Source organism: Achromobacter sp. 1011811831 (genome assembly GCF_059760905.1).
The window spans coordinates 152018-173364 of record NZ_JCBANG010000002.1 but is presented as its reverse complement, the minus strand read 5'-3'; the positions used below and the strand labels follow the sequence as shown (position 1 = coordinate 173364).

At 64.9% G+C, this 21347-nt stretch carries 21 protein-coding genes and 1 other RNA gene; 7 read left to right on the top strand and 15 right to left on the bottom strand.

Annotated elements, in window-relative coordinates; all coding sequences use genetic code 11:
• Positions 1-621: 621 nt before the first annotated feature.
• A complete protein-coding gene (locus tag AC6LJ9_RS01765) occupies positions 622-1098 on the bottom strand; it encodes an Lrp/AsnC family transcriptional regulator (protein ID WP_103272480.1) in 477 nt (158 codons plus the stop codon).
• Positions 1099-1254: 156 nt separating this feature from the next.
• Here AC6LJ9_RS01765 and hppD point away from each other — a divergent pair, with 156 nt between their 5' ends.
• Positions 1255-2367, top strand: coding sequence for a 4-hydroxyphenylpyruvate dioxygenase (gene hppD, locus AC6LJ9_RS01760; RefSeq protein ID WP_212312423.1), 1113 nt, complete (start codon positions 1255-1257; stop codon positions 2365-2367).
• A 113-nt stretch (positions 2368-2480) separates the two neighbouring features.
• Here hppD and msrA read toward each other — a convergent pair whose 3' ends face one another.
• The 3 genes from msrA to ilvD all read right to left on the bottom strand — a co-directional run bounded on the left by msrA (position 2481) and on the right by ilvD (position 5121).
• Entirely contained in the window at positions 2481-3035 is a 555-nt protein-coding gene (gene msrA, locus AC6LJ9_RS01755) for a peptide-methionine (S)-S-oxide reductase MsrA (RefSeq protein WP_212312421.1), read from the bottom strand.
• Positions 3036-3113: 78 nt separating this feature from the next.
• Positions 3114-3452 (bottom strand): c-type cytochrome, encoded by a 339-nt coding sequence (locus AC6LJ9_RS01750; protein ID WP_498146231.1) that lies wholly within the window; start codon positions 3450-3452, stop codon positions 3114-3116.
• Positions 3436-5121, bottom strand: a complete 1686-nt coding sequence (ilvD, locus tag AC6LJ9_RS01745) for a dihydroxy-acid dehydratase (protein ID WP_212312417.1) — start codon at positions 5119-5121, stop codon at positions 3436-3438. Before ilvD ends, AC6LJ9_RS01750 begins: the two co-directional genes overlap by 17 nt.
• Before the next feature lie 126 nt (positions 5122-5247).
• On the opposite strand from ilvD, the gene lgt reads away from it, so the two are divergent.
• The gene (gene lgt, locus AC6LJ9_RS01740; protein ID WP_498146230.1) at positions 5248-6036 is read left to right on the top strand and encodes a prolipoprotein diacylglyceryl transferase; all 789 of its coding nucleotides are present in this window, start codon (positions 5248-5250) and stop codon (positions 6034-6036) included.
• Here lgt and AC6LJ9_RS01735 read toward each other — a convergent pair.
• The 4 genes from AC6LJ9_RS01735 to AC6LJ9_RS01720 form a co-directional block, all read right to left on the bottom strand.
• On the bottom strand, positions 6011-6775 hold the full coding sequence (locus AC6LJ9_RS01735) for an SIMPL domain-containing protein (protein ID WP_498146229.1): 765 nt from the start codon (positions 6773-6775) through the stop codon (positions 6011-6013). The two genes, lgt and AC6LJ9_RS01735, sit on opposite strands and share 26 nt — an antisense overlap.
• A gap of 73 nt (positions 6776-6848) precedes the next feature.
• A non-coding RNA gene (gene ssrS, locus AC6LJ9_RS01730) (6S RNA) lies at positions 6849-7033 on the bottom strand.
• A gap of 40 nt (positions 7034-7073) precedes the next feature.
• Entirely contained in the window at positions 7074-7385 is a 312-nt protein-coding gene (locus AC6LJ9_RS01725; protein WP_103272474.1) for a cell division protein ZapA, read from the bottom strand.
• Positions 7385-7831: a hypothetical protein gene (locus AC6LJ9_RS01720; RefSeq protein ID WP_212312415.1), complete on the bottom strand. Its 447-nt coding sequence runs from the start codon at positions 7829-7831 to the stop codon at positions 7385-7387. Before AC6LJ9_RS01720 ends, AC6LJ9_RS01725 begins: the two co-directional genes overlap by 1 nt.
• A gap of 497 nt (positions 7832-8328) precedes the next feature.
• Here AC6LJ9_RS01720 and AC6LJ9_RS01715 point away from each other — a divergent pair, with 497 nt between their 5' ends.
• From AC6LJ9_RS01715 to AC6LJ9_RS01700, 4 genes are all read left to right on the top strand, one after another.
• On the top strand, positions 8329-8793 hold the full coding sequence (locus AC6LJ9_RS01715) for a tripartite tricarboxylate transporter TctB family protein (protein WP_103272472.1): 465 nt from the start codon (positions 8329-8331) through the stop codon (positions 8791-8793).
• Positions 8794-8806: 13 nt separating this feature from the next.
• Positions 8807-10312, top strand: a complete 1506-nt coding sequence (locus tag AC6LJ9_RS01710) for a tripartite tricarboxylate transporter permease (protein WP_212312414.1) — start codon at positions 8807-8809, stop codon at positions 10310-10312.
• A gap of 181 nt (positions 10313-10493) precedes the next feature.
• Positions 10494-12098 (top strand): gamma-glutamyltransferase family protein, encoded by a 1605-nt coding sequence (locus AC6LJ9_RS01705; protein WP_498146228.1) that lies wholly within the window; start codon positions 10494-10496, stop codon positions 12096-12098.
• 52 nt (positions 12099-12150) lie between these two features.
• A complete protein-coding gene (locus AC6LJ9_RS01700; protein WP_212312412.1) occupies positions 12151-13056 on the top strand; it encodes an NAD(P)-dependent oxidoreductase in 906 nt (301 codons plus the stop codon).
• A 112-nt stretch (positions 13057-13168) separates the two neighbouring features.
• Here AC6LJ9_RS01700 and AC6LJ9_RS01695 read toward each other — a convergent pair whose 3' ends face one another.
• Complete coding sequence (locus AC6LJ9_RS01695; protein WP_212312411.1) at positions 13169-13801, bottom strand: FMN-dependent NADH-azoreductase; 633 nt, start codon at positions 13799-13801, stop codon at positions 13169-13171.
• A gap of 205 nt (positions 13802-14006) precedes the next feature.
• Here AC6LJ9_RS01695 and AC6LJ9_RS01690 point away from each other — a divergent pair, with 205 nt between their 5' ends.
• A complete protein-coding gene (locus AC6LJ9_RS01690) occupies positions 14007-14948 on the top strand; it encodes a LysR family transcriptional regulator (protein WP_498146227.1) in 942 nt (313 codons plus the stop codon).
• Positions 14949-15071: 123 nt separating this feature from the next.
• Here AC6LJ9_RS01690 and AC6LJ9_RS01685 read toward each other — a convergent pair whose 3' ends face one another.
• The 6 genes from AC6LJ9_RS01685 to AC6LJ9_RS01660 all read right to left on the bottom strand — a co-directional run bounded on the left by AC6LJ9_RS01685 (position 15072) and on the right by AC6LJ9_RS01660 (position 21336).
• The gene (locus AC6LJ9_RS01685; RefSeq protein WP_498146226.1) at positions 15072-16001 is read right to left on the bottom strand and encodes a 2-hydroxyacid dehydrogenase; all 930 of its coding nucleotides are present in this window, start codon (positions 15999-16001) and stop codon (positions 15072-15074) included.
• A 119-nt stretch (positions 16002-16120) separates the two neighbouring features.
• Positions 16121-17644, bottom strand: coding sequence for a tripartite tricarboxylate transporter permease (locus AC6LJ9_RS01680; RefSeq protein ID WP_498146225.1), 1524 nt, complete (start codon positions 17642-17644; stop codon positions 16121-16123).
• A gap of 6 nt (positions 17645-17650) precedes the next feature.
• Entirely contained in the window at positions 17651-18130 is a 480-nt protein-coding gene (locus AC6LJ9_RS01675; protein WP_498146224.1) for a tripartite tricarboxylate transporter TctB family protein, read from the bottom strand.
• 201 nt (positions 18131-18331) lie between these two features.
• Positions 18332-19837, bottom strand: a complete 1506-nt coding sequence (locus AC6LJ9_RS01670; protein ID WP_212312433.1) for a sensor histidine kinase — start codon at positions 19835-19837, stop codon at positions 18332-18334.
• A gap of 256 nt (positions 19838-20093) precedes the next feature.
• On the bottom strand, positions 20094-20783 hold the full coding sequence (locus tag AC6LJ9_RS01665) for a response regulator (protein ID WP_103272456.1): 690 nt from the start codon (positions 20781-20783) through the stop codon (positions 20094-20096).
• Positions 20764-21336, bottom strand: a complete 573-nt coding sequence (locus AC6LJ9_RS01660) for an RNA pyrophosphohydrolase (RefSeq protein WP_103272455.1) — start codon at positions 21334-21336, stop codon at positions 20764-20766. The genes AC6LJ9_RS01665 and AC6LJ9_RS01660 overlap by 20 nt, the downstream gene beginning before the upstream one ends.
• Positions 21337-21347 lie beyond the last annotated feature (11 nt).

Here is a 21347-nt window from a genome sequence, read left to right as displayed (position 1 = left end):
TTGCATCGCATCGAAGGTTGGCTACACCCCGGTTGGCTTGTCATCTTGTTCAGACCACCCATCCGGGTTAACCCTGAATCAACACCACCAGCCAAGCCCAAGACTATAACACAATTTTTGCAGTCTGCGCAACTGACTTCTGCCTGATTTGCACCGAACCTTGCAATAACCGCTTGGCGCTCAACGTTCCGAAGAACCTCGTTTGCCGCTGCGGCAGATCGCTGGAAAAACCAGCAACCCGTTGCGTCCTGCTTGGCTTCGCAGTTCACAAAACTGCTTGAACTGCGAAGGAGCGAGACTATAGCACGGAATTTGAATCTGTGTCGCCGCTATGACACCTTTTTTGCAGAAACATGAAAAATATGGGGGACGATCCCTGATTTGATCAGCGGCTCTGTCGCGAGCGCCCTGCCCAAGAGCATCACAGGCTGCTACTACCTACTCTGGGTCGCCCAGAGCCCCCTCAGTACCTACCTATATATATAGGTAGATAGTGAATGGCGCCTCTCTATATATAGAAGGAAGCGCATTCCAAGGCACATGACCCAGCCCGGCCGCGCGCGCCGGCTCGGGACGCATTCCCTGAAAAAGCCAACCGTCCCCCAATGGCTCTTCCCCGACCTACAAGCGCAGTTCCGTTGTCTCCTTGATCTGCTGCAGCGCGAAGAAGGAGCGCATGTCCACCACGGCAGGATGCCGCATCAGCGTATCCATGGCGAACCGGGAGAAATGCGCCAGGTCAGCCACCTGGATGCGCAGCAGATAGTCCATGTCCCCCGACATGGCATAGCACTCCACCACCTCGGGCCAAAGCTGTACGTCGCGGGCGAAGTCGCTCATGGGCGCGTGGCTGGAGCCACTGTACTTGTTGAGCCGGATGTTCACATAGGCCAGTAGGCCCAATCCGACTTTGCCCGCGTCGATCAGCGCGACGTATTTCTTGATGAAACCCTTCTCCTCCAGGCGCCGAACCCGGCGCAGGCACGGACTGGGCGACAGGGAAACGCGGTCTGCCAGCTCCTGGTTGCTGAGCCTGCCATCACGCTGCAACTCGGCAAGAATCCTGATATCTGTCCTATCCAGTTCATTGTCAGACATTTTCAACCCTTAAATTTCCAAGTACGGCAATTTAATTGCCGAGACTACCGCCTTTCGCAGCATGTTTGCAATAGTCTGCCTGCCTTTCCTACCTACAATCTCCAGCCTAGACTTGAAGAACAAGTCGTCCGCAAAACGATGCAAGGGAGCAGACTTATGAGCAGCGCTTTCCAACCCTGGGACAACCCGATGGGCACAGCCGGGTTCGAGTTCATTGAATATGCCGCGCCGGACCCCGCCGCGCTGCGCAAGGTGTTTGAACTGCTGGGCTTCAAGGCCATCGCCAAGCACCGCCACAAGGACGTGACGCTGTATCGCCAGGGCGGCGTCAACTTCCTGATCAATGCCGAGCCGGATTCTTTCGCGCAACGTTTCGCCCGTCTGCACGGTCCGTCGATCTGTGCCATCGGGTTCCGCGTCCAGGACGCCGCCAAGGCCTACAAGCGCGCACTGGAACTGGGCGCCTGGGGCTTCGACTCGCACAGCGGCCCGATGGAGCTGAACATTCCCGCCATCAAGGGCATCGGCGATTCGCTGATCTACCTGGTGGACCGTTGGGCCGGCAAGGAAGGCCACGGCGGCATCGGCGACATCAGCATCTATGACGTGGACTTCGTGCCGCTGGACGTAGAAAACGCCCAGGCCGACCTGAATCATCGTGGCGCCGGCCTGACACTGGTCGACCACCTGACGCACAACGTGCACAAGGGCCGCATGGCCGAATGGTCGGAGTTCTACGAGCGCCTGTTCAACTTCCGTGAAGTGCGCTATTTCGACATCGAAGGCAAGGTCACGGGCGTGAAGTCCAAGGCCATGACCTCGCCGTGCGGCAATATCCGCATTCCGATCAATGAGGAAGGCACGGACGAGAAGGGCCAGATCCAGGAGTACCTGGACATGTACCGCGGCGAAGGCATCCAGCATATCGCCATGGCGACCGACGACATCTACGGCACGGTCGAAGCGCTGCGCAAGAACGGCGTGGTGTTCCTGGATACGCCCGAGACCTACTACGAGCTGCTGGACCGCCGCCTGCCGAACCATGGCGAAGACGTGTCACGCCTGCAGAAGAACCGCATCCTGCTCGACGGCGCCCCCGGCGGCGGCCTGCTGCTGCAGATCTTCACCGAGAACCAGATCGGCCCGATCTTCTTCGAGATCATCCAGCGCAAGGGCAACGACGGCTTCGGCGAAGGCAACTTCAAGGCCCTGTTCGAATCGATCGAACTGGACCAGATGCGCCGCGGCGTACTGAAAACGGTGGAATAAGCACCCGCTCTTCCCCTGTCGGCGCCGCCGCTCGGGCGGTAGCGCCGGCCTTGAAACCTCGCCAAGCGGCGAGGTTTTTTTTCGCCGGATGCGGAACCGGCGGGCCCATCGGTTCAGCGCTGCAGGCGATCCTGGAATTGCTTGCGGAACTTCGCCACCTTCGGCGCGATGACGAACTGGCAATAGCCCTGTTCCGGATGCAGTTCAAAATAGTTGCGATGGTAGTCCTCGGCCGGCCAGAACGTCGCCGGCGCCAGCAGCTTGGTCACGATGGGCGCATCATAGATTTTCTGCGCGTCGACCTCGGCGATGATGGCCTGGGCCTGTTCGCGCTGGGTGTCGTTCTGCCAGAAAATCGCGGACTCGTATTGCGGACCGACATCGTTGCCCTGACGGCCCGGCGTGGTGGGATCATGCGTGGCAAAGAAGACGCGCAGCAGATCGCCATAAGACAGCACTGCCGGATCGAATTCGACGCGTGCCACTTCGATATGGCCGGTATCCTTGCGGCATACCTGCTCATAGGACGGCTGTTCGACATGGCCGCCGCTATAGCCCGGCAGCACGCTGACAACACCGCGCAGGTCGGTCAGTACCGCCTCGACGCACCAGAAGCAACCGCCGCCGAGGACGGCGACTTCCTTGCCAGGAGATGCTTGTTCTGCCATGACGGCTCCTTCAATAGGAAAAACGGGCAGACCGCCCGGCCTGGTCGTTGAACGACCAGGCGGATAGATGAATAGAGACTACTGCTTGGCGGGCGCCAGCGACAAGATCCATTCGGCCAGCTGGCGCGCGTCTTCGGCGCTGACCTGCGTCTGGGCCGGCATGGGCACGGCTCCCCAGGCGCCGCGGCCGCCGCCTCGGATCTTGCCTGCCAGGTAATCCACCATGGCATCGCCCTGGCCGGCATAGCGCTCGGCCACGCTCTTCAAGGGCGGACCGACGCGCTTGGCCTCGACCTGGTGGCAAGCCATACAGGCCTTGCTCTTGGCCAAGTCCAATCCGGTGGTCTGCGCCTGCGCCGCGGCGGCCGCGCCCAGCACGCCGATCACGGCGGCCGTCAAACTACGCTTCAAATGCATCGGTTACTGCCCCACGGCTCGCGGTGCTGGCGAGCTTGCCGAACTTGGCAAGCACACCGCGTGTATAACGCGGCTTGGGCTGGACCCAGGCCTGGCGACGGGCCGCCATTTCCTCGTCGCTGACATTGAGCTGCAACAGCAGCTGATGGGCATCGATGGTAACCGAATCGCCCTCGTGGATCAGTGCGATCGGGCCGCCGACGAAGGCCTCCGGCGCGACGTGCCCGACCACCATGCCCCAGGTGCCGCCGGAAAACCGGCCGTCGGTGATCAGGCCGACGGTTTCGCCCAGCCCCTGCCCGACCAGCGCCGACGTTGGCGCCAGCATCTCGCGCATCCCAGGGCCGCCCTTGGGGCCTTCGTAGCGGATCACCACCACGTCGCCATGCTGGATCCTGCGGGCCATGATGGCCTCCATGGCATCGTCCTCGGAGTCGAACACGCGCGCGGGCCCGGTGATGACCGGATTCTTCAGGCCGGTGATCTTGGCCACGCAGCCTTCCGGCGACAGATTGCCCTTCAGGATGGCGAGATGGCCCTGCGGATAGAGCGCGCGGTCCAGCGGCATGATGACATCCTGGTCGGCGCGCGGCGCGTCGGGCACATCCGCCAGTGTTTCGGCGATGGTCTTGCCGGTGATGGTGATGCAATCGCCATGCAGCAGGCCCGCATTCAACAGCAGCTTCATGACCTGCGGAATGCCGCCGGCCCGGTGCAGATCCGTCGCGACGTAACGTCCGGAAGGTTTCAGGTCGCACAGCACCGGCACGCGCTGGCGGATGCGCTCGAAGTCATCGATGGTCCACGGCACTTCCGCCGCGTGGGCAATGGCCAGGAAATGCAGCACGGCGTTGGTGGAACCGCCCGTGGCCATGATGACCGACACGGCGTTCTCGATGGACTCGCGGGTGATGATGTCGCGCGGCCGCAGCCCGCGCCTGACGGCATCCACCAGCACGCGCGCCGACTCCGCCGCCGAGACGACCTTTTCCTCGTCCTCGTTGGCCATGGTGCTGGAGCAAGGCAGGCTCATGCCCATGGCCTCGAAGGCCGAGCTCATGGTGTTGGCCGTGTACATGCCGCCACAGGAACCGGAGCCCGGGATGGCGCATTTCTCGATCTGCTTGAAATCGGTCTCGTCCATGCGGCCCATGGTGTACTCGCCCACGGCCTCGAACACGGAAACGATGGTCAGGTCCTTGCCCTGGTAGCGGCCCGGCTTGATGGTGCCGCCATAGACATAGATGCCGGGCACGTTCATGCGCGCCAGCGCGATCATGCCGCCGGGCATGTTCTTGTCGCAGCCGCCGATGACGACCACGCCATCCATCCACTGGCCCTGGGCGGCGGTCTCGATACAGTCCGCGATGACTTCGCGCGACACCAGCGAATACTTCATGCCCTCGGTGCCCATGGACATGCCGTCCGAGATGGTCGGCGTGCCGAACACCTGCGGATTCGCCTTCGCCCCGCGAATGGCGTCGATGGCCGCGTCGGCCAATCTTTGCAGCCCGCTATTGCACGGCGTGATGGTGGAATGGCCGTTGGCGACCCCGATCATGGGATTGTCGAAGTCGGCTTCCTGGTAGCCCAGCGCGTAGTACATGGCGCGGTTGGGCGCCCGCGCGACGCCATGAGTGATATGGCGGGAACGTTCGTTGTTCGGCATGGTCTGGTCTCCTGACGACCGCCACGGCGCGCGGCGGCAAAGCCGGATAAGGGCGGACCCGCGCGGGCACGCCGTGCTGCAGGCTCGCCGGTTATTATCATTCAACTTCATTCTGCCGGGCGGAACATGCTGCAATATCCCGAATTCGATCCCGTTGCCTTGCGGATCGGCCCCGTCGCCATCCACTGGTACGGCCTGATGTATCTGGTGGGCTTCGCCCTGGTCTACCTGCTGGGCCGGCGCCGCATCCAGAGCGGCCACACCACGACGCTGACCACCCGCGACCTCGAAGACGTGATCTTCTACAGCGTGCTGGGCGTGGTGCTGGGCGGGCGGCTGGGATATGTGCTGTTCTACAAGCTGTCGTACTACCTGTCCCACCCGCTGGAAGTGCTGTATCTGTGGGAAGGCGGCATGTCCTTCCATGGCGGCCTGATCGGCGTGATCCTGGTGATGTTCCTGTTCGCCCGCAAGAAGGGCCTGCCCTTCTTCGCCATCAGCGATTTCATCGCCCCGATGATTCCGCTGGGCCTGGGATTCGGCCGTCTGGGGAACTTCATCAACGGCGAGCTCTGGGGCCGGCCAAGCGACGTGCCCTGGGCCATGGTGTTCCCGCAAAGCGGCGACGGCCTGGCGCGCCATCCGTCCCAGCTCTATGAGCTGGGCCTGGAAGGCATCGTGCTGTTTGCACTGATGTGGTGGTTTTCCAGCAAGCCGCGGCCCCTGGGACAGGTGAGCGCGGTCTTCCTGATCGGCTACGGAACGTTCCGCTTCCTGGTGGAATTCACCCGCGAGCCGGACAACTTCCTGGGCCTGCTCGCGGGCGGACTGAGCATGGGACAGTGGCTGTCCTTGCCGATGGTGGCGCTGGGCGCCATCCTGTTCAGCCTTACTGCAAAACGATCGTCCCGTTGACGGCGACGCTGACCGTCACCTCACCGGATTCCAGGGGAACGTCCGCGCTATAGGCGCCGCCACCCCCGGCATCCTTGGCCATCGCCATCATGCGCGGCATCGGGCCAGGGCCGCCGGAACCGCCCAGTTCAAGTTTGCTCAGGCGGTAGCCGGAAAAACCGAAGGCGTTGGCGGCGGCCAGCGCCCGGTCCTTGAAGGCTTGCGCCGCTTCCTTGAGCAGCTTGCGCTCCTCGGCCTCGCGCGCGGCGCGGGACAGCGAAAAGCTGATGCTGGAGATCGCAGTCTTGTCCGACAGCTTCGACGCCAGCGCGGCGGCGGCCTGGAAATCCTTGGACTCCAGGATCACTTCGCCCTGCCCACGCCAGCCGGCGATCTTGCCCTTGCTGCCGGTATTGGGCCAGACGTTGTAATTGCCCGTGCGCACTTCGACGCCCTTGGTGTCGCGCGCCCGCTTGACCACGTCGTCCAGCAGCGCGCTGAGCTTCTTGCCCGTGGCCGGCTGGTCCGCCCCCTCCACCTCTGCAGCCAGCGCGATACGCACCGTATCCTGCTTGACTTCAGATGACGCGGTAGCTTGCAGGCTCAGTTCGGGCGAGCGATTGACGGCGGCCTCGGCGGGCGCCGGCGACGCGGCTGGAGCCTGCGTTTGAGCGAAGACGGGCTGCGCCACGGAAATGGCGGCCACGGCGGCGCATGCCGCGCTGAGCCTGGTCAGCGTAGTAACGGTGTTTTTGAGCATGGACTGGTCCTAGGAGGGAGGACGATGGGAGGCACCCGAGGCGGACCTGCGCTCATGGCAGGCCCGCTGGGATAGATGCCCCGCCTGTGCCGTCTAGGCCGGCATCTCGAACCCTGAGGTTCAAGGTGGTCGCGTTCCGAGGAGCTTCGGGTTCGTCTACGAGAGACAATCACACCTGCTCCGCACTCCCGCAACCAATATGCCATAAGACATAGGTTCAGAGAATGTATGGCCAGGTCACGAGCACGGCAGGGACAAACTGAAAAAACAGACGGCAACAAGTGCCGGTACTAGAACGTCAGAGCAGCTTTTCCTGGCCCGACAGGGCGTCGTCCAGCGTCGCGTTCATGTCCTCGATTCTACGCTTGAAGTCGCCGACCGCCAAACCGCCCAGCGGACCGTCGGGCGCTTTCATGGCCAGCAGCTCGCCAGCGATCTGCAGCGCGGCCATGACAGCGATGCGTTCGTTGCTGGAAACCTTGCCCGTGCCCTGGATGCGCAGCATGAGCTGGTCGACATGGCGAACCGCCGCGACCAGCGTAGGCTTTTCCTCGGACGAGCACGCCAGGGAATAGTCGCGCCCCAATATGGTTACGTCTACGCGTTCCATCAGTGTTGCTCCCCAGCCGGCGCGCCCGGCAGGCGGGCCAGCACGGCGTCGATGCGCTCGCGCGCGGCCACGGCCGCGACGCGCAAGCGCTGCAATTCGGTGTCGCGGTTTTGCAGGTTGCCCTGCAGCTCCGCTTCGCGGGCCGTGTAGCGCGCTTCGAGCGACTGGCGCTCGGACGTTTCGCGGGCCAGCTGTTCGCGCAGGGCGGTTTCCGCGCGCTGGGCCTCGGCCAGCATCGAGGAAACCTCGCCGTCGTGGTCCTGTAGCTTGGCCTGCAGGGCGACGATTTCAGCATCGCGCTCGGCGGCGCGCTGCTTGAGCGCGCGTTGCTCGGCTTCGGCGTCGTTCAGGCGCAGGCGCAGCGCGTCGCGCTCGGAGTGCAGGTGCCGGGTGCGTTGCACCAGTTGCCCGATACGGGCGGCGAGTTGATCTAGGTCTTGCAGCATGGGCGCTATCGTAAACCATCCAGGGGTGATCCGGGCCACTACACGCAAGGTGAGAAACCCAGCAATATTCAGTAGGAAATCAGGGGGCAGCGATTCATGGGCATGAAGCGAGCGGCCGGCACGTTAACCGATTCCCGGCCAGCCGCGAAAGTCCCTGGGATGCGAAAGCCGCCGTCAAACCGGCCCTCGCCTTTCGCATTTCTTTCTATAAACTTTCACTTAGCTTTCATTTCGCCCTCAAACTTCCTGACCCGTTACATCTCGGGATCAGGAGTTCCCCAATTTTAGGGAAAACCCCAGGCTTTCACCTAGCTTACAGGGTTTGCATCGTGCCGGGCGTCAATTACCATTCGCCCTTTCAAGAAGGCACTCCCACGCTTTCATCACATAACTAATGGCACGCCGAAGTGCCTTTTTTGTGCCTGTCGCTTGCCTTTCGGCACGCTGGTGGATCACAAGTTTTTTTCTACATGCTGTAAACAGGAGCCAACCACATCATGCAGCTACGCAATCGACAGGATTTCTGGTCGGGGGTGATGTTCATCATCCTCGGGCTGGGATTCGCCTGGCAGGCCAGCAGCTACCAAATGGGTACTGCCGCCCGCATGGGCCCAGGGTATTTTCCTTTCTGGCTCGGCATCGTGCTGGCGTTGTTGGGAGCCGTGGTATTGCTCGGCGCGCTGTCCAAGAAAGCCGAGGAAACGCATGTCGACAAATTCGACTGGCGCATCGTGTTCCTGGTGGTAGGCTCCGTCGTCGTGTATGGCCTGGTGCTCAAGCTCCTGGGCGTGTACATCTCCGTCTTCATCCTGGTCCTCATCAGCAGCCTGGCCAGCCATGAATTCAGCCTGAAGGTCGCCGTCGCCAATGGCATCTTCCTGGTGGTCTTCACCTACTTGGCGTTCATCAAGGGGCTGGGGCTGATTTTCCCGCTGTGGCCGTCGTTTCTGGGCATGAATTGAGGAGCTAACGGCCATGGAATTGTTTGACAACCTGATGCTGGGTTTCTCGGTCGCGTTCACGCCCGAGAACCTGCTGTACGCGCTGCTGGGCTGCGTCCTGGGCACCCTGATCGGCGTGCTGCCGGGCATCGGCCCGGTCCCGACCATCGCGATGCTGCTGCCGATCACCTACGTGCTGCCGCCGGTGGCCGGCCTGATCATGCTGGCCGGCATTTACTACGGCGCCCAGTACGGCGGCTCCACCACGGCCATCCTGGTGGCCCTGCCTGGAGAAACATCCGCGGTGGTGACCGTGCTGGACGGGCACCAGATGGCCCGCAACGGCCGTGCCGGCGCCGCCCTGGCGATCGCCGCCCTGGGTTCGTTCTTCGCCGGCTGCGTGGCCACGCTGCTGCTGGCTGCCTTCGCGCCCCCGCTGGCCGAGGTCGCCTTCAAGTTCGGCCCCGCCGAGTACTTCTCGCTGATGTGCCTGGGCCTGGTGGGCGCCGTGGTGCTGGCCTCGGGCTCGCTGCCCAAGGCCATCGCCATGATCATCCTGGGCCTGTTGCTGGGCATGGTCGGCACCGACGTCAACTCGGGCGTGGCCCGCTTCGACTTCGGCGTGCCGGAACTGCAGGACGGCATCGACTTCGCCATCGTGGCTATGGGCGTGTTCGGCTTCGCCGAAATCATGACCAACCTCGAGCAGAAGGAAAACCGCGTCGACATCACCGACAAGATCGGTTCGCTGTACCCCAACAAGCAGGAGTTCAAGGAATCGTATCCCGCGGTGCTCCGCGGCACGGCCCTGGGCTCGGCGCTGGGCATTCTGCCGGGCGGTGGCGCCGTGCTGTCGTCGTTCGCGTCGTACACGCTGGAAAAGAAGATCTCGCGCAATCCGGAACGCTTCGGCAAGGGCCACCCGGCCGGCCTGGCTGGCCCGGAATCGGCCAACAACGCCGCCGCGCAGACCTCCTTCATCCCGCTGCTGACGCTGGGCATCCCCGGCAACGCCGTGATGGCGCTGATGGTCGGCGCGATGACGATCCACAACATCCAGCCGGGTCCGCAGGTCATGACCAGCCACCCGCAGCTGTTCTGGGGCCTGATTGCCTCCATGTGGATTGGCAACCTGATGCTGGTGGTGCTGAACCTGCCGCTGATCGGCCTGTGGGTCAAGCTGCTGAAGGTGCCCTACCGCATCCTGTTCCCCGCCATCCTGGTGTTCTGCACGATCGGCGTGTACTCGCTCAACTACAACCCGTTCGACGTGTTCACCACCGCCATGTTCGGCATCGTGGGCTACGTCTGGTCGAAGTTGAAGTGCGAAGGCGCGCCGCTGCTGCTCGGCCTGGTGCTGGGCCCGATGATGGAAGAGAACTTCCGCCGCGCCCTGCTGCTGTCGCGCGGCGACTTCACCACCTTCATCACGCGCCCCCTGTCGGCCTCGCTGCTGGCGATCGCGGTCTTCCTGGTGATCCTGGTCGCCCTGCCCGCGATCCGCAAGAAGCGCGAACAGACGTTCGTCGAAGAAGACTGACGCAGGACGCTGCCGCCTCACGGCAGTCCTTGCGCGCAAGAGCCCCCGGCCCGTCCGGGGGCTTTTTTTCGTCGAAATTTGACCCTTTAAAAGAAACCAATAACTACAACAAACTACAAACTGTGGTAGAACCGTTTTCTTCTACGTTAAGCTACGGGTTTACCCCACGCGATCGTTCGACATGAATTTCGACTGGAACAACCCCTATCCCACCACGCGGATTCCAGTGTTCGCCCGCAATGTCGTCGCCACCTCGCAACCCCTGGCCGCCCAGGCCGGATTGCGTGTTCTGGCCAGCGGCGGCAATGCGGTGGACGCCGCCATCGCCGCGGCCGCGACGCTTGCCATCGTCGAACCCGTCAGCAACGGGCTGGGGTCGGATTGCTTCGCCATCGTCTGGGACGGCTCCCGGCTGCATGGCCTGAATGCCTCCGGCCCGGCGCCGGGCGCGTGGAACCTGGACTACTTCCGCCGCAAGCACCAGGGCGCGATTCCGATGCGGGGCTGGGACAGCGTGACCGTTCCAGGCTGTGTGGCCGGCTGGGCTGCCCTGCATGGCAAGCTGGGCAAGCTGTCCTTCGCCGACGTGCTGGCGCCCGCCATCGAATATGCCGAGCGCGGCTATGCGGTAACGCCCGTCGTGCAACGCAAATGGGCCGCGCAGGCCGACATCCTGCAGCCCCAGCCCGGCTTTGCCACGCATTTCATGCCACGCGGCCGCGCGCCGCAGGTCGGCGAGCACTTCGTGCTGCAGGGCGCGGCAGCGACCCTGCGCCGCATCGCCGCCAGCGCGGGCCGGGACTTCTACGAAGGCGAGACCGCCCACAAGCTCGTGGCCCACGCGCAGGCGCACGAAGCCGCGCTGACCCTGACTGACCTACGCAACTACGCGCCCGAATGGGTTACGCCCATCAGCCAGGCCTATCGCGGCCACACGCTGCACCAGATTCCTCCGAACGGGCAAGGCATCGCGGCGCTGATCGCGCTTGGCATCCTGCAGCATTTCGACCTGGCCTCGCGTCCCGTCGACCATCCGGAAACGCAGCACCTGATGATCGAGGCCATGAAGCTGGCCTTCGCCGACGTCTACGCCCACGTGGCCGACGCGCGGCACATGCAGATACCGCCTGAACAGATGCTGCAGGCCGACTACCTGGCCTCGCGGGCGCGGCTCATCGATCCGAATATCGCCCAGGCCTACGGCTCCGGCCATTCGCCCCAGGGCGGCACGGTCTACCTCACCGCCGCCGACCGCAGCGGCATGATGGTGAGCTTCATCCAGTCCAATTACATGGGCTTCGGCTCCGGCGTGGTGGTGCCGGGCACCGGCGTCAGCCTGCAGAACCGCGGCTACTGCTTCGGCCTGGATCCCGAGCATCCCAATGTGGTGGCCGGCGGCAAGCGGCCCTTCCACACCATCATCCCGGGCTTTCTGATGCGCGACGGCGCGCCGGTGATGAGTTTCGGCGTCATGGGCGGCAACATGCAGCCCCAGGGACAGTTGCAGACCCTGGTGCGCATGCTGGACTACGGCCAGCAGCCGCAGGCGGCCTGCGACGCGCCTCGCTGGAAATGGAACAGCGGCCTGACCGTGGACGTCGAGCCCGCCCTGGGCGCGAGCATGGCCGAAGGACTGCGCGCGCGCGGCCATGTCCTGGAAGGGCTGGACGACCCTTACATGGACTTCGGTTCCGGCCAGTTCATCTGGCGTCTGGGCGACCCCGCCGTGGACGGTTATGTCAGCGCCAGCGACAGCCGGCGCGACGGGCTTGCCGCCGGCTTTTGATTGCCCCGCTATTGCGGTAACGTTGCGGTTGAAAACAACCGGAGTTCCCTGCATGGCATCGATCGGTACCAAGAGCTACGACGCGGTCGTGGCTCAGAAAGTCGCATTCCTCGGCCTGGGCGTCATGGGCCTGCCCATGGCCGGCCATCTGGCGCGCGCCGGCCACCACGTCACCGTCTATAACCGCACGCCCGCCAAGGCGCAGGCCTGGGCCTCCGAATTCGGCGGCCGCCATGCCGCCACGCCGCGCGAAGCGGTCGCCGGTGCGCAGATCGTGTTCGCCTGCGTCGGCAACGACGACGACCTGCGCAGCGTGGTGCTGGGCCCGGACGGCGCGTTCGCCGGCATGGCGCCGGGCGCGGTCTTCGTCGACCACACCACGGCCTCGGCGGACGTGGCCCGCGAACTGTACGTGCAAGCCAAGGAACTGGGACTGAACTTCATCGACGCGCCAGTTTCCGGCGGCCAGGCCGGCGCCGTGAATGGCGCGCTGACCATCATGTGCGGCGGCGAGCAGGCCGTCTTCGACGCCATCAAGCCGGTGGCCCAGGCCTTCGGGCGCGCCGTCACGCTGGTGGGAGCCCCCGGCGCCGGCCAGCTTGCCAAGATGGTCAACCAGATCTGCATCGCAGGCATCGTGCAGGGCCTGTCGGAGGCCGTGGCCTTCGGCCAGGCGGCCGACCTCGACATGAAGCTGGTGCTGGACGTCATCAGCAAGGGCGCCGCGCAAAGCTGGCAGATGGAAAACCGTGGAGGCACCATGGTCGATGACAAATTCGACTTCGGCTTCGCGGTGGACTGGATGCGCAAGGACCTGGGCCTGGTGCTGGCGGAAGCGCGCAACAACGGCGCCCGGCTGCCCCTGACCGCGCTGGTGGACCAGTTCTACGGCGACGTGCAGAAAATGGGCGGCGGCCGCTGGGATACGTCCAGCCTGGTCAAGCGCCTGCGCGACTGACGCCGCGCCTGCGTCCATGCGAAAGCGGGTCTGCGGCCCGCTTTTTTCATTGCTGATCGCGTCAGGAAGAGCGCCCCGTGGACGCGGTAGCACGCTACATGACGGACATCGCTCAAGCCGCCTGCAAGGCCGGCTGGACCGCGCCCGGCACCGACTCGTCGATGCGCTGCTTGGCCAGGGCCAGACCTTCCATCGCGGCCAGCTCGCCCATCGCCAAGCCTTCGGCCGCGATAAACGTAACATCCGTCATCCCCATGAAAGCCAGCATCTGGCGCAGATAAGGCGTCATCGTGTCCGACGGCGTGCCTTCGGCCTTGCCGCCCCGGGCGCTCAGCACAAACACCTGCTTACCCTTGACCAGCCCTTCGGGCACGCCTTCCGGCGTATAACGGAACGTGACGCCGGCGCGGGCCAGGTAGTCCAGGTAGCTCTTGAACTGCGCCGGCAGATTGAAGTTGTACACAGGCACGGCGAACACGATGCGGTCGGCGGCCATCAGTTCCGCCACCAGCTTGTCGCTCAGTTCGACGATGCGCCGCTGCTCCAGGCTGCGGGCGTCGGCGGGCGTGAACAGCGCGCCGGCGGTGGCGCCGTCGAAGTAAGGGATGGGTTCGGCGCCGATGTCGCGCAACGTGATGGATGCACTCGGATCCGTCTGCTTGATGCGGGCGACCATGTGGTCGGCCAGTTGCCGGCTCTTGGAACGGTCGCCGAGAATCGAGGAAAGAATCACCAGGGTTTTCATTGCAAATATCTCCGTAATTGCCCCGCCATGCCGCGGGTCGCCAGGGTCTGCAAGCGCCAGGCCCTGCACCGCAGGACCCGGGCCGGTCTGGCTCGCCGCCCGGCGGGCGGTGGCAGATCCCGAACACATGGCGTCACTGTAGCGGGCATCATTAGCAACATAAACCCGGTTAACATGAACTGTTCGTTCCAAACTTAGAACAATCATGCAAGATCTCAATGACCTGTACTACTTTTCCCAAGTCGTCGAGCAAGGCGGTTTCAGCGCCGCGGCCAGGGCGCTGGACATTCCCAAGTCGCGCCTGTCGCGGCGCATTTCACATCTGGAGGAAAGCCTGGGCGTGCGCCTGCTGCAGCGGACCACGCGGCGGCTGCGCCTGACGGCGGCGGGTGAGCGTTATCTGCACTACTGCAAGGAAATGGCCGCGTCGGCGCGCGCCGCCGACGACGCCATGCGTCAGCTGCAATCCGAGCCCGCCGGGCCGGTGGTGGTGAGTTGCCCGGTGTCCATCGCCCAGGACATCCTGGCGCCGCTGCTGCCCGAATTCCTCGATGCCTGGCCCGCGATCTCGGTGCAACTGCTGGTGTCCAACCGGCGCGTCGACCTGATCAGCGAAGGCGTGGACCTGGCGTTGCGGGTCCGCACCAAGCTCGACACGGACGCCGAACTGGTCGTGCGCCACCTGGGCACCGCGCGCGGCACGCTGGTCGCCAGCCCCGGCTACCTGCAGCGCCACGGCGCGCCGGATACGCCCCAGGACCTGGCCGCCCACACCACGCTGAGCTTCAGCGACCCTCAGCACGAGGTGCGCTGGCCACTGCGCAACGACAAGGGCGAAGAGGTCCATATCGAGCTGAAGCCGCAGCTGTCCTGCAACGACTTCATCGTGCTGGTCGAGGCCGCGGTGCGCGGGCGCGGCATTGCGCTGCTGCCGTCCATCGCCACGCAAGAGGAACTGCGCCGCGGCCAGCTGGTGCCCGTGCTACCGCAATGGCAGTCGCCCGAAGGCATCGTGCACTGCATCTACCCGTCGCGGCGCGGGATGATGCCCGCCGTGCGCACGCTGCTGGACTTCCTGTCGCAACGCATCCCCGCCACCTACCAACGGCTGGAACGCGCCCCATCGCCAACGGTGACGGCCGCATAAAAAAACCGAGCCTGTCGCATGAGGCGGGCACCGCCACATCGGGATACCGCGGATCCGGCTCAGCCGGTCCGCAGATATGCCCCCTTGAGGGGGAAGCGCCAAAGGCGCTTCGGGGGTGGGCTATCAATACCCGCGATTGCGTTCCACCACGCCGCTGATCGGCTCGCCGCGCATCAGCTGCGCGACCTTGGCCGCGATCTGGGCGATGCTCTCGTCGCGCAGCGTGCGCGCGGCGATGTGCGGCGTCACATGGACACGGGGATCGCGCCAGAAAGGATGGTCCTTCGGCAAGGGTTCGGTGCGGAACACGTCCAGCGTCGCGCCGGCGATCTCGCCCTCTTCCAGCATCTCGACCAGGTCTTCCTCGACCAGATGGTCGCCGCGGCCGACGTTGACCAGGTGCGCGTCCGGCAACAGTTGCGACAAGGTATCGCGGTTGAGAATACCCACGGTATCCGGCGTCAGCGGCAGCACGTTCACCAGGAAGCGGGTGCGGGCCAGGAACGCCGGCAGCGCCTGCTCGCCGGCATAGGATTGCACGCCGGGCAGATCCCGCGGCGTGCGCGACCAGCCAGCCACCGGATAGCCGAACCCGGCCAAGGTCTGCGCCACGCGCGCGCCCACCTGGCCCAATCCCAGCACACCCACCGGCCAATCCGCCGGGCGCGTGCCTTCGCGCGTGTCCCAATGCTGACGCGCCTGGGCTTCGTCGAAGGCCTGGAAATCGCGCGACACGCGCAGCAACGCATACAGCGCGTACTCGGCCATCTGCACCGACATGCCGGCGTCTTCCAGCCGCACGATGCGGACTTGCGGCGGAATTTCCTTCATCTTGAGCAGCGCGTCCACGCCCGCGCCCAGGTTGAACAGCGTCCTGATGCCCGGCTCATGCGCGAACAACTCGGCCGGCGGACGCCAGACCAGTGCGGCCTCGGCGCCGGAAGGCGGACCTTCCGGGTCCCATACGGAAATGCGGCAACCGGGCATGGCCGCCTGCAGGCGCGGCACCCAGGCATCGGGATCGTGTAGCGGACAAGCGAAGAGAATGTGCATGAAGGATCGTCCAGCGCTGAGCAATGGGGAAGGTGCAAGCATGCGGCAAGGTGCCGCACAAATCAAACGGCCCGGCGGAATACTCCGCCGGGCCGTCTTCCCAGCCGCCTCGAACCGCTTCAGGCCGCGGGCGCGACTTCGGGCTTGTCCTTGGCCTTGCCACGACGCAGGAAGGCCCAGACCTGCAGCAGGATCAGCAAGGCGCTGGCGCCGATGAACCAGGCGCTGATGGGCCGCTGGACGAACACCATCAGATCGCCGCGCGACAGCAGCAGCGCGCGCCGGAAGTTCTCTTCCACCATTGGGCCGAGCACGAAGCCCAGCAGGATGGGCGCCACCGAAAACTCCAGTGTCATCAGCACGGCGCCGATCACCCCGAACGCCAGCACTTCCCAGATCTGGAACAGGCTGTTCTGGGTACTGAATACGCCGACCGCAATAAAGAACAGGGCCGACGGAAACAGGTAGCGGTAGGGCACCTGCAGCAGTTTCACCCAGACGCCGATCAGCGGCACGTTCAGCACCATCAGCAGCACGTTGCCGACCCAGAAGCTGGCGATCAGCCCCCAGAAGATGTCCGGATGCTCGGTGATGAGCTGCGGACCGGGCTGAATGCCCTGGATCAGCAGCGCGCCCAGGATCAGCGCCATGACCGCGTCGCCGGGTATGCCCAGGCTCATTGTGGGGATGAAGTCCACCTGCGTCTTGGAGTGCGAGGACGCCTCGGGCGAGGCCACGCCCGCGATCATGCCGGTGCCGAATTTCTCGGGCGTCTTGGATATCTTGCGCTCCAGCGCGTAGGCCACGAAGGTGGTAATGGTGGGGCCGGTGCCCGGCATGGCGCCGAACAGCGTGCCCACCAGCGTGCCGCGCACCATCGGCATGAACGCGGTCTTGAGCTCCTGCTTGCTGGGCCGCATGTCGCGCAGGCGCAGCTTGGCGCCGCTGCCGATGATCGTCATGCGGTTCACGCTCATCAGGAAGTCGGCCACGCCGAACAGGCCCATCGAGATCGCCACCAGCTCCAGGCCGTCGGAAAGGTCCAGCAGGCCGAACGAGAAGCGGATGGTGCCGGTGTTCACGTCGGTGCCGACCACGCCGCACATCAGGCCGAACAGCGTCATCGCCACGCCCTTCAACGGCGAACCCCGGGACATGGTGGCGCCGGCCAGCAGGCCCAGCAGCATGATGGAGAAAATCTCCGTCGGCCCGAACTTGAACGCCACCTCAACCAACAGCGGCGAGGCGAAGATCATGACGATGATGCCCACCGATGCCGCGAAGAACGAGCAGATCATGGTGATGCCCAGCGCGGTGCCGCCCTTGCCCTGCTTGGTCAGCGGATAGCCATCCAGGCAGGTGACCGCGTGCGGTGGGTGTGAAGGCAGGTTCAGCAGGATCGCGCCGATGGCGCCGCCATACTGCGAACCGTAGAAGATGCCGGCCAGCATCAGGATGGCCGGCACCGGCTGCATCACATAGGTGAGCGGCAGCAGGATCGAGATCGCCGACAGCGCGCCCATGCCAGGCAGCACGCCGATGAGGTTGCCCACCAGCACGCCGAAGAACGACCACATCAGGTTGTGTAACTGGAAGGCGACGCCGAAGCCGTACCAGAGGTCCATCAAGGATTGCGAGATCATGGCGCGTCAACCCCAGCGAAAGAGCGGCAGCTGCAATTGCAGCGCCCACCAGAAGACCACGACCGCGATCACCGACATGCCCAAGGCAAGCACCAGGGCCTGCTTGATCGTGTTGTTGCGGTCGCCCAGCGCGGAAATGAAGACGATGGCGAAGGTCGCCGGCAGCAGGCCGCCGTAGTGGCCCAGGCCCAGAAACGCCAAGGTGCCCAGCAGGATGCAGACGCTGCCGCGCAGGTCGGGCAGGCTATGGCTGTGGGCTTCGCCCGGCACAGGCTCGGACGGCGTGCTGGAACGCGCGGAAATGGCGATCAGCACGCCTGTCAGTGCGAGCAGGCCGCCCAACGCGGCGGGAAAGCACCCCGGCCCCATGTGGCTCAGGGTGCCGATGTGGTAGTCGCTGCCGCCGTAGATCGCCCCCAGCCCGATCAAGACCATCAGGGCGCCCCCGTAATAGTCTTTTCTGTTGATTGTTTTCTGCACTTCCATCCTCCTCAAGCAGGACCCGTGCCGGTCCTTGAGACGCCGTCCGAAATGCGCGGCGCCCAGCCCATTGCTGCAGGCTGGAAGTCAGGTTACGCAAGCAAGCTGCGAATCCGCTTTCCATCCGCTGTCGCGCCCCTGAATCCAGGGGTAATCCCTGAGCACGGACGCCAGCCCTTTGAAAGCCGGAGGAAAAACAGGAGGGGGTTACTGATCGCCCTTGAGTTCGATTTCGACGGCGCGGGGATATGGCGACACCGTCGGCGCCAACGGCAGCCACAGCACCGACGCCAGGCCGACGCCGCCCTGGTCGTTGGGCTCTCCGTCACGCAGCTCGATGTCGCCGTCGTTACGGCGCGCATAGGCCCGCGCGATCGCCAGGCCCAGGCCCGAACCCGACGAGGCGGCCTCCGGCCGGTCCGTGCCGACACGCTCGAAACGCGCGAAGGCGCGCGCGCGCAGCTCCGGATCCAGGCCCGGCCCATTGTCGGACACGGCGACTTCGACGCGGCCGTTGGTCCGGCCGACCGAGACCGTGATGCGCGCGCCGGCAGGCGCGTAGTGGATCGCGTTGTGAACCAGGTTGGACAAGGCCTCGTGCAACTCGGCCTCGCTGCCGGACACGGGCAACGACGCATCCACGCCGTCCTCGGCGTCGGCGCAGCTCCAGCCCAGGTCCTGCTGCTTTTCGTGCGCCAGCGGCAGATACTTCAGCACCACTTCGCGCGATACGTCGTTCATGTCCAGCAGTTGGCGCGGCAAGGATTCGGCCTGGTTGGCGTGCGCCAGCGACAGCAGCTGCTCGGTCAGCCGGCGCGTACGCCCCAGCTGGCCGACGATGGCCCGCAGGCCTTCCTGCGCGCGCGCCGGATCGCGCTCGCGGAGCGCGTATTGCGCCTGAGTCAACATGATCGCCAGCGGCGTGCGCAGCTGGTGCGAGGCGTCGGCCAGGAATTGCGACTGCTCGTCCAGCACCCGCCGATAGCGCGCGATGTGGTGATTGACGGCATCGACCAGCGGCGCCACTTCGCTCGGCACGCGCGCCGCGTCCAGCGGCGTCAGGTCATCCGGACGGCGGCCGCGGATGTCGGCGCGCAGCCGGCGCAGCGGCTTGAGCGCCCAGGACACTCCCCACCAGACCAGCAGCGCCACCAGCGCCAGCATGCGCGCGTCGCGCAGTATTTCCTGGCGCTGCGCGTTGCTCTCGGCCTCGATGCGCTTGCCCGTACTTTCCGCCACCATCACCAGCACCTGCCGGTGCATGCCCTGGTAGTACAGGTCGCGCACCACGGCCACCACACGCACGGGATCGTTGCGGTACACACTGTCGTAGAAAATGGGCAGGCCGTTCGAACGCGGCCATTCAGGCGGACGCGGCATCTCGGGCATGCCCAGCAAGGTCTTGCCCTGCTCCGTGGGCACCGGCGCGCCGTCGGGCAACGGCGGATTGATTTCCTCGATGCGGAAGTACTTGCGCAGGCCGGCGCGGGATTCCAGCATGACCTGAGCGTAGAGCGGCGTCGCCACCTGCAGATTGCCCTCGGGCGTGAACTCCAGGCTGCTTTCCAGCACCCGGGCGGGCTCCACCAGGGCGCTGTCGTAGGCCTCGTTGGTGATCGCCGCCAGCGTGCGGTAGTCGTACAGGCTGTCGATGACCAGCAGCGCGATCACGCCCGGCAGCAGCAGGATAATGAGCAGCGCCCGGATGCCGATCCGTGGCGGTCGGGATGGGCGCGCGCCCGCCGAGTCGGATGCGTCGGAATCGGATCTGGGTTCTTTCACGACCAGCCTGCTCTGGGAACGGGAGCCCGCCACACGGCGGAAAGCGCGATTATGGCACTGGAAGCGTCTTTCATCGGGATGCGCGAGCGGCGATCCCTGAGGAGACAGGGCAATGGCCGGCCGCCGGCGGAACCGGCCCGCCGCCGGTCGAGCCGTCCTGCGAACAGGCCGTCAGCGCTGACGGCAGCTAGTTGCCTTCGGCAGGCGCTGCGGCCACGCTTTCCAGCATGTAGCCCAGCCCGCGCACCGTGACGATGCGCACGTCGCTGCCCGCCAGTTTCTTGCGCAGCCGGTGCAACACCACCTCGATGGCATCCGGGTTCGCTTCGCTGTCGTGGGTGAAGACCTTGCCGAACAGCTGCGACTTGTCCACCGGATAGCCGCTGCGGGTCAGCAGCGCCGCCAGGGCGGCGTGCTCGCGCGGGGTCAGGAACAGCAGGGAGCCGTCCAGCGTGAAGGCGCGGCTTTCGCTGTCGTAGGACAGCGAACCGCATTGCAGCCGGGGATGCTGGCGACCGCGGCTGCGCCGCACCAGGGCGGTCAGGCGGGCTTCCAGCTCTTCCAGGGCGAAGGGCTTGGTCAGGAAGTCGTCGGCGCCCAGGTTCAGGCCGCGCACGCGGTCCTGCAGCGCGCCCTGGGCGGTCAGCAGCAGCACCGGCGTGCGGTCGTCGCGGTTGCGCATTTCGCGCAGCACCACCAGGCCGTGCTTGTCCGGCAGGCGCAAATCCATGACGATGGCGTCGTACTCGTTGCCGGCCATGAAGGCTTCGGCGCTGCGGGCGTCCGCTGCGTGGTCGGGCACGAAGCCGCTCTGGGCGAGCGCGCGCATCAGCCAGGACGCCATGTCCCGTTCGTCTTCAACCAACAATATGCGCATGACCGTCCGTTCCTTCGGGCAAGTTCTCAGCAGCCCGCTGGCCATGCACGCGCTGGCGCAGGTAGCGGGTTTCGTGATGACGCCGGAAGAGTATGGCAGATAGCTCGTTCAACGCCTGGGTATAGACATCGCGCTTGAACTCGATGACGGCGTCCAGCGGCACCCAATACTGGCTCCAGCGCCAGGCGTCGAATTCGGGATGCTGCGTCGCGCGCAGGCATACGTCGCTGTCGCGTCCGATAAGGCGCAGCAGGAACCAAATCTGCTTTTGTCCTTTATAGTGGCCCCGCCACTCACGCCGGACGAAATGATCTGGCACGTTATAACGTAACCAATCTCGTGTACGCCCCAAAATACGGACATGCTCGGGCTTCAAGCCCACCTCTTCATGGAGCTCGCGATACATGGCCTGCACCGGGCTTTCGCCGTACTTGATGCCACCCTGAGGGAACTGCCAAGCATGTTCCCTGATCCGCTTGCCCCAAAAGACCTCGTTCCTGCCATTGACGAGAATGATGCCGACATTGGGGCGGTAGCCTTCGCGATCAAGCATGGGCCACCCCC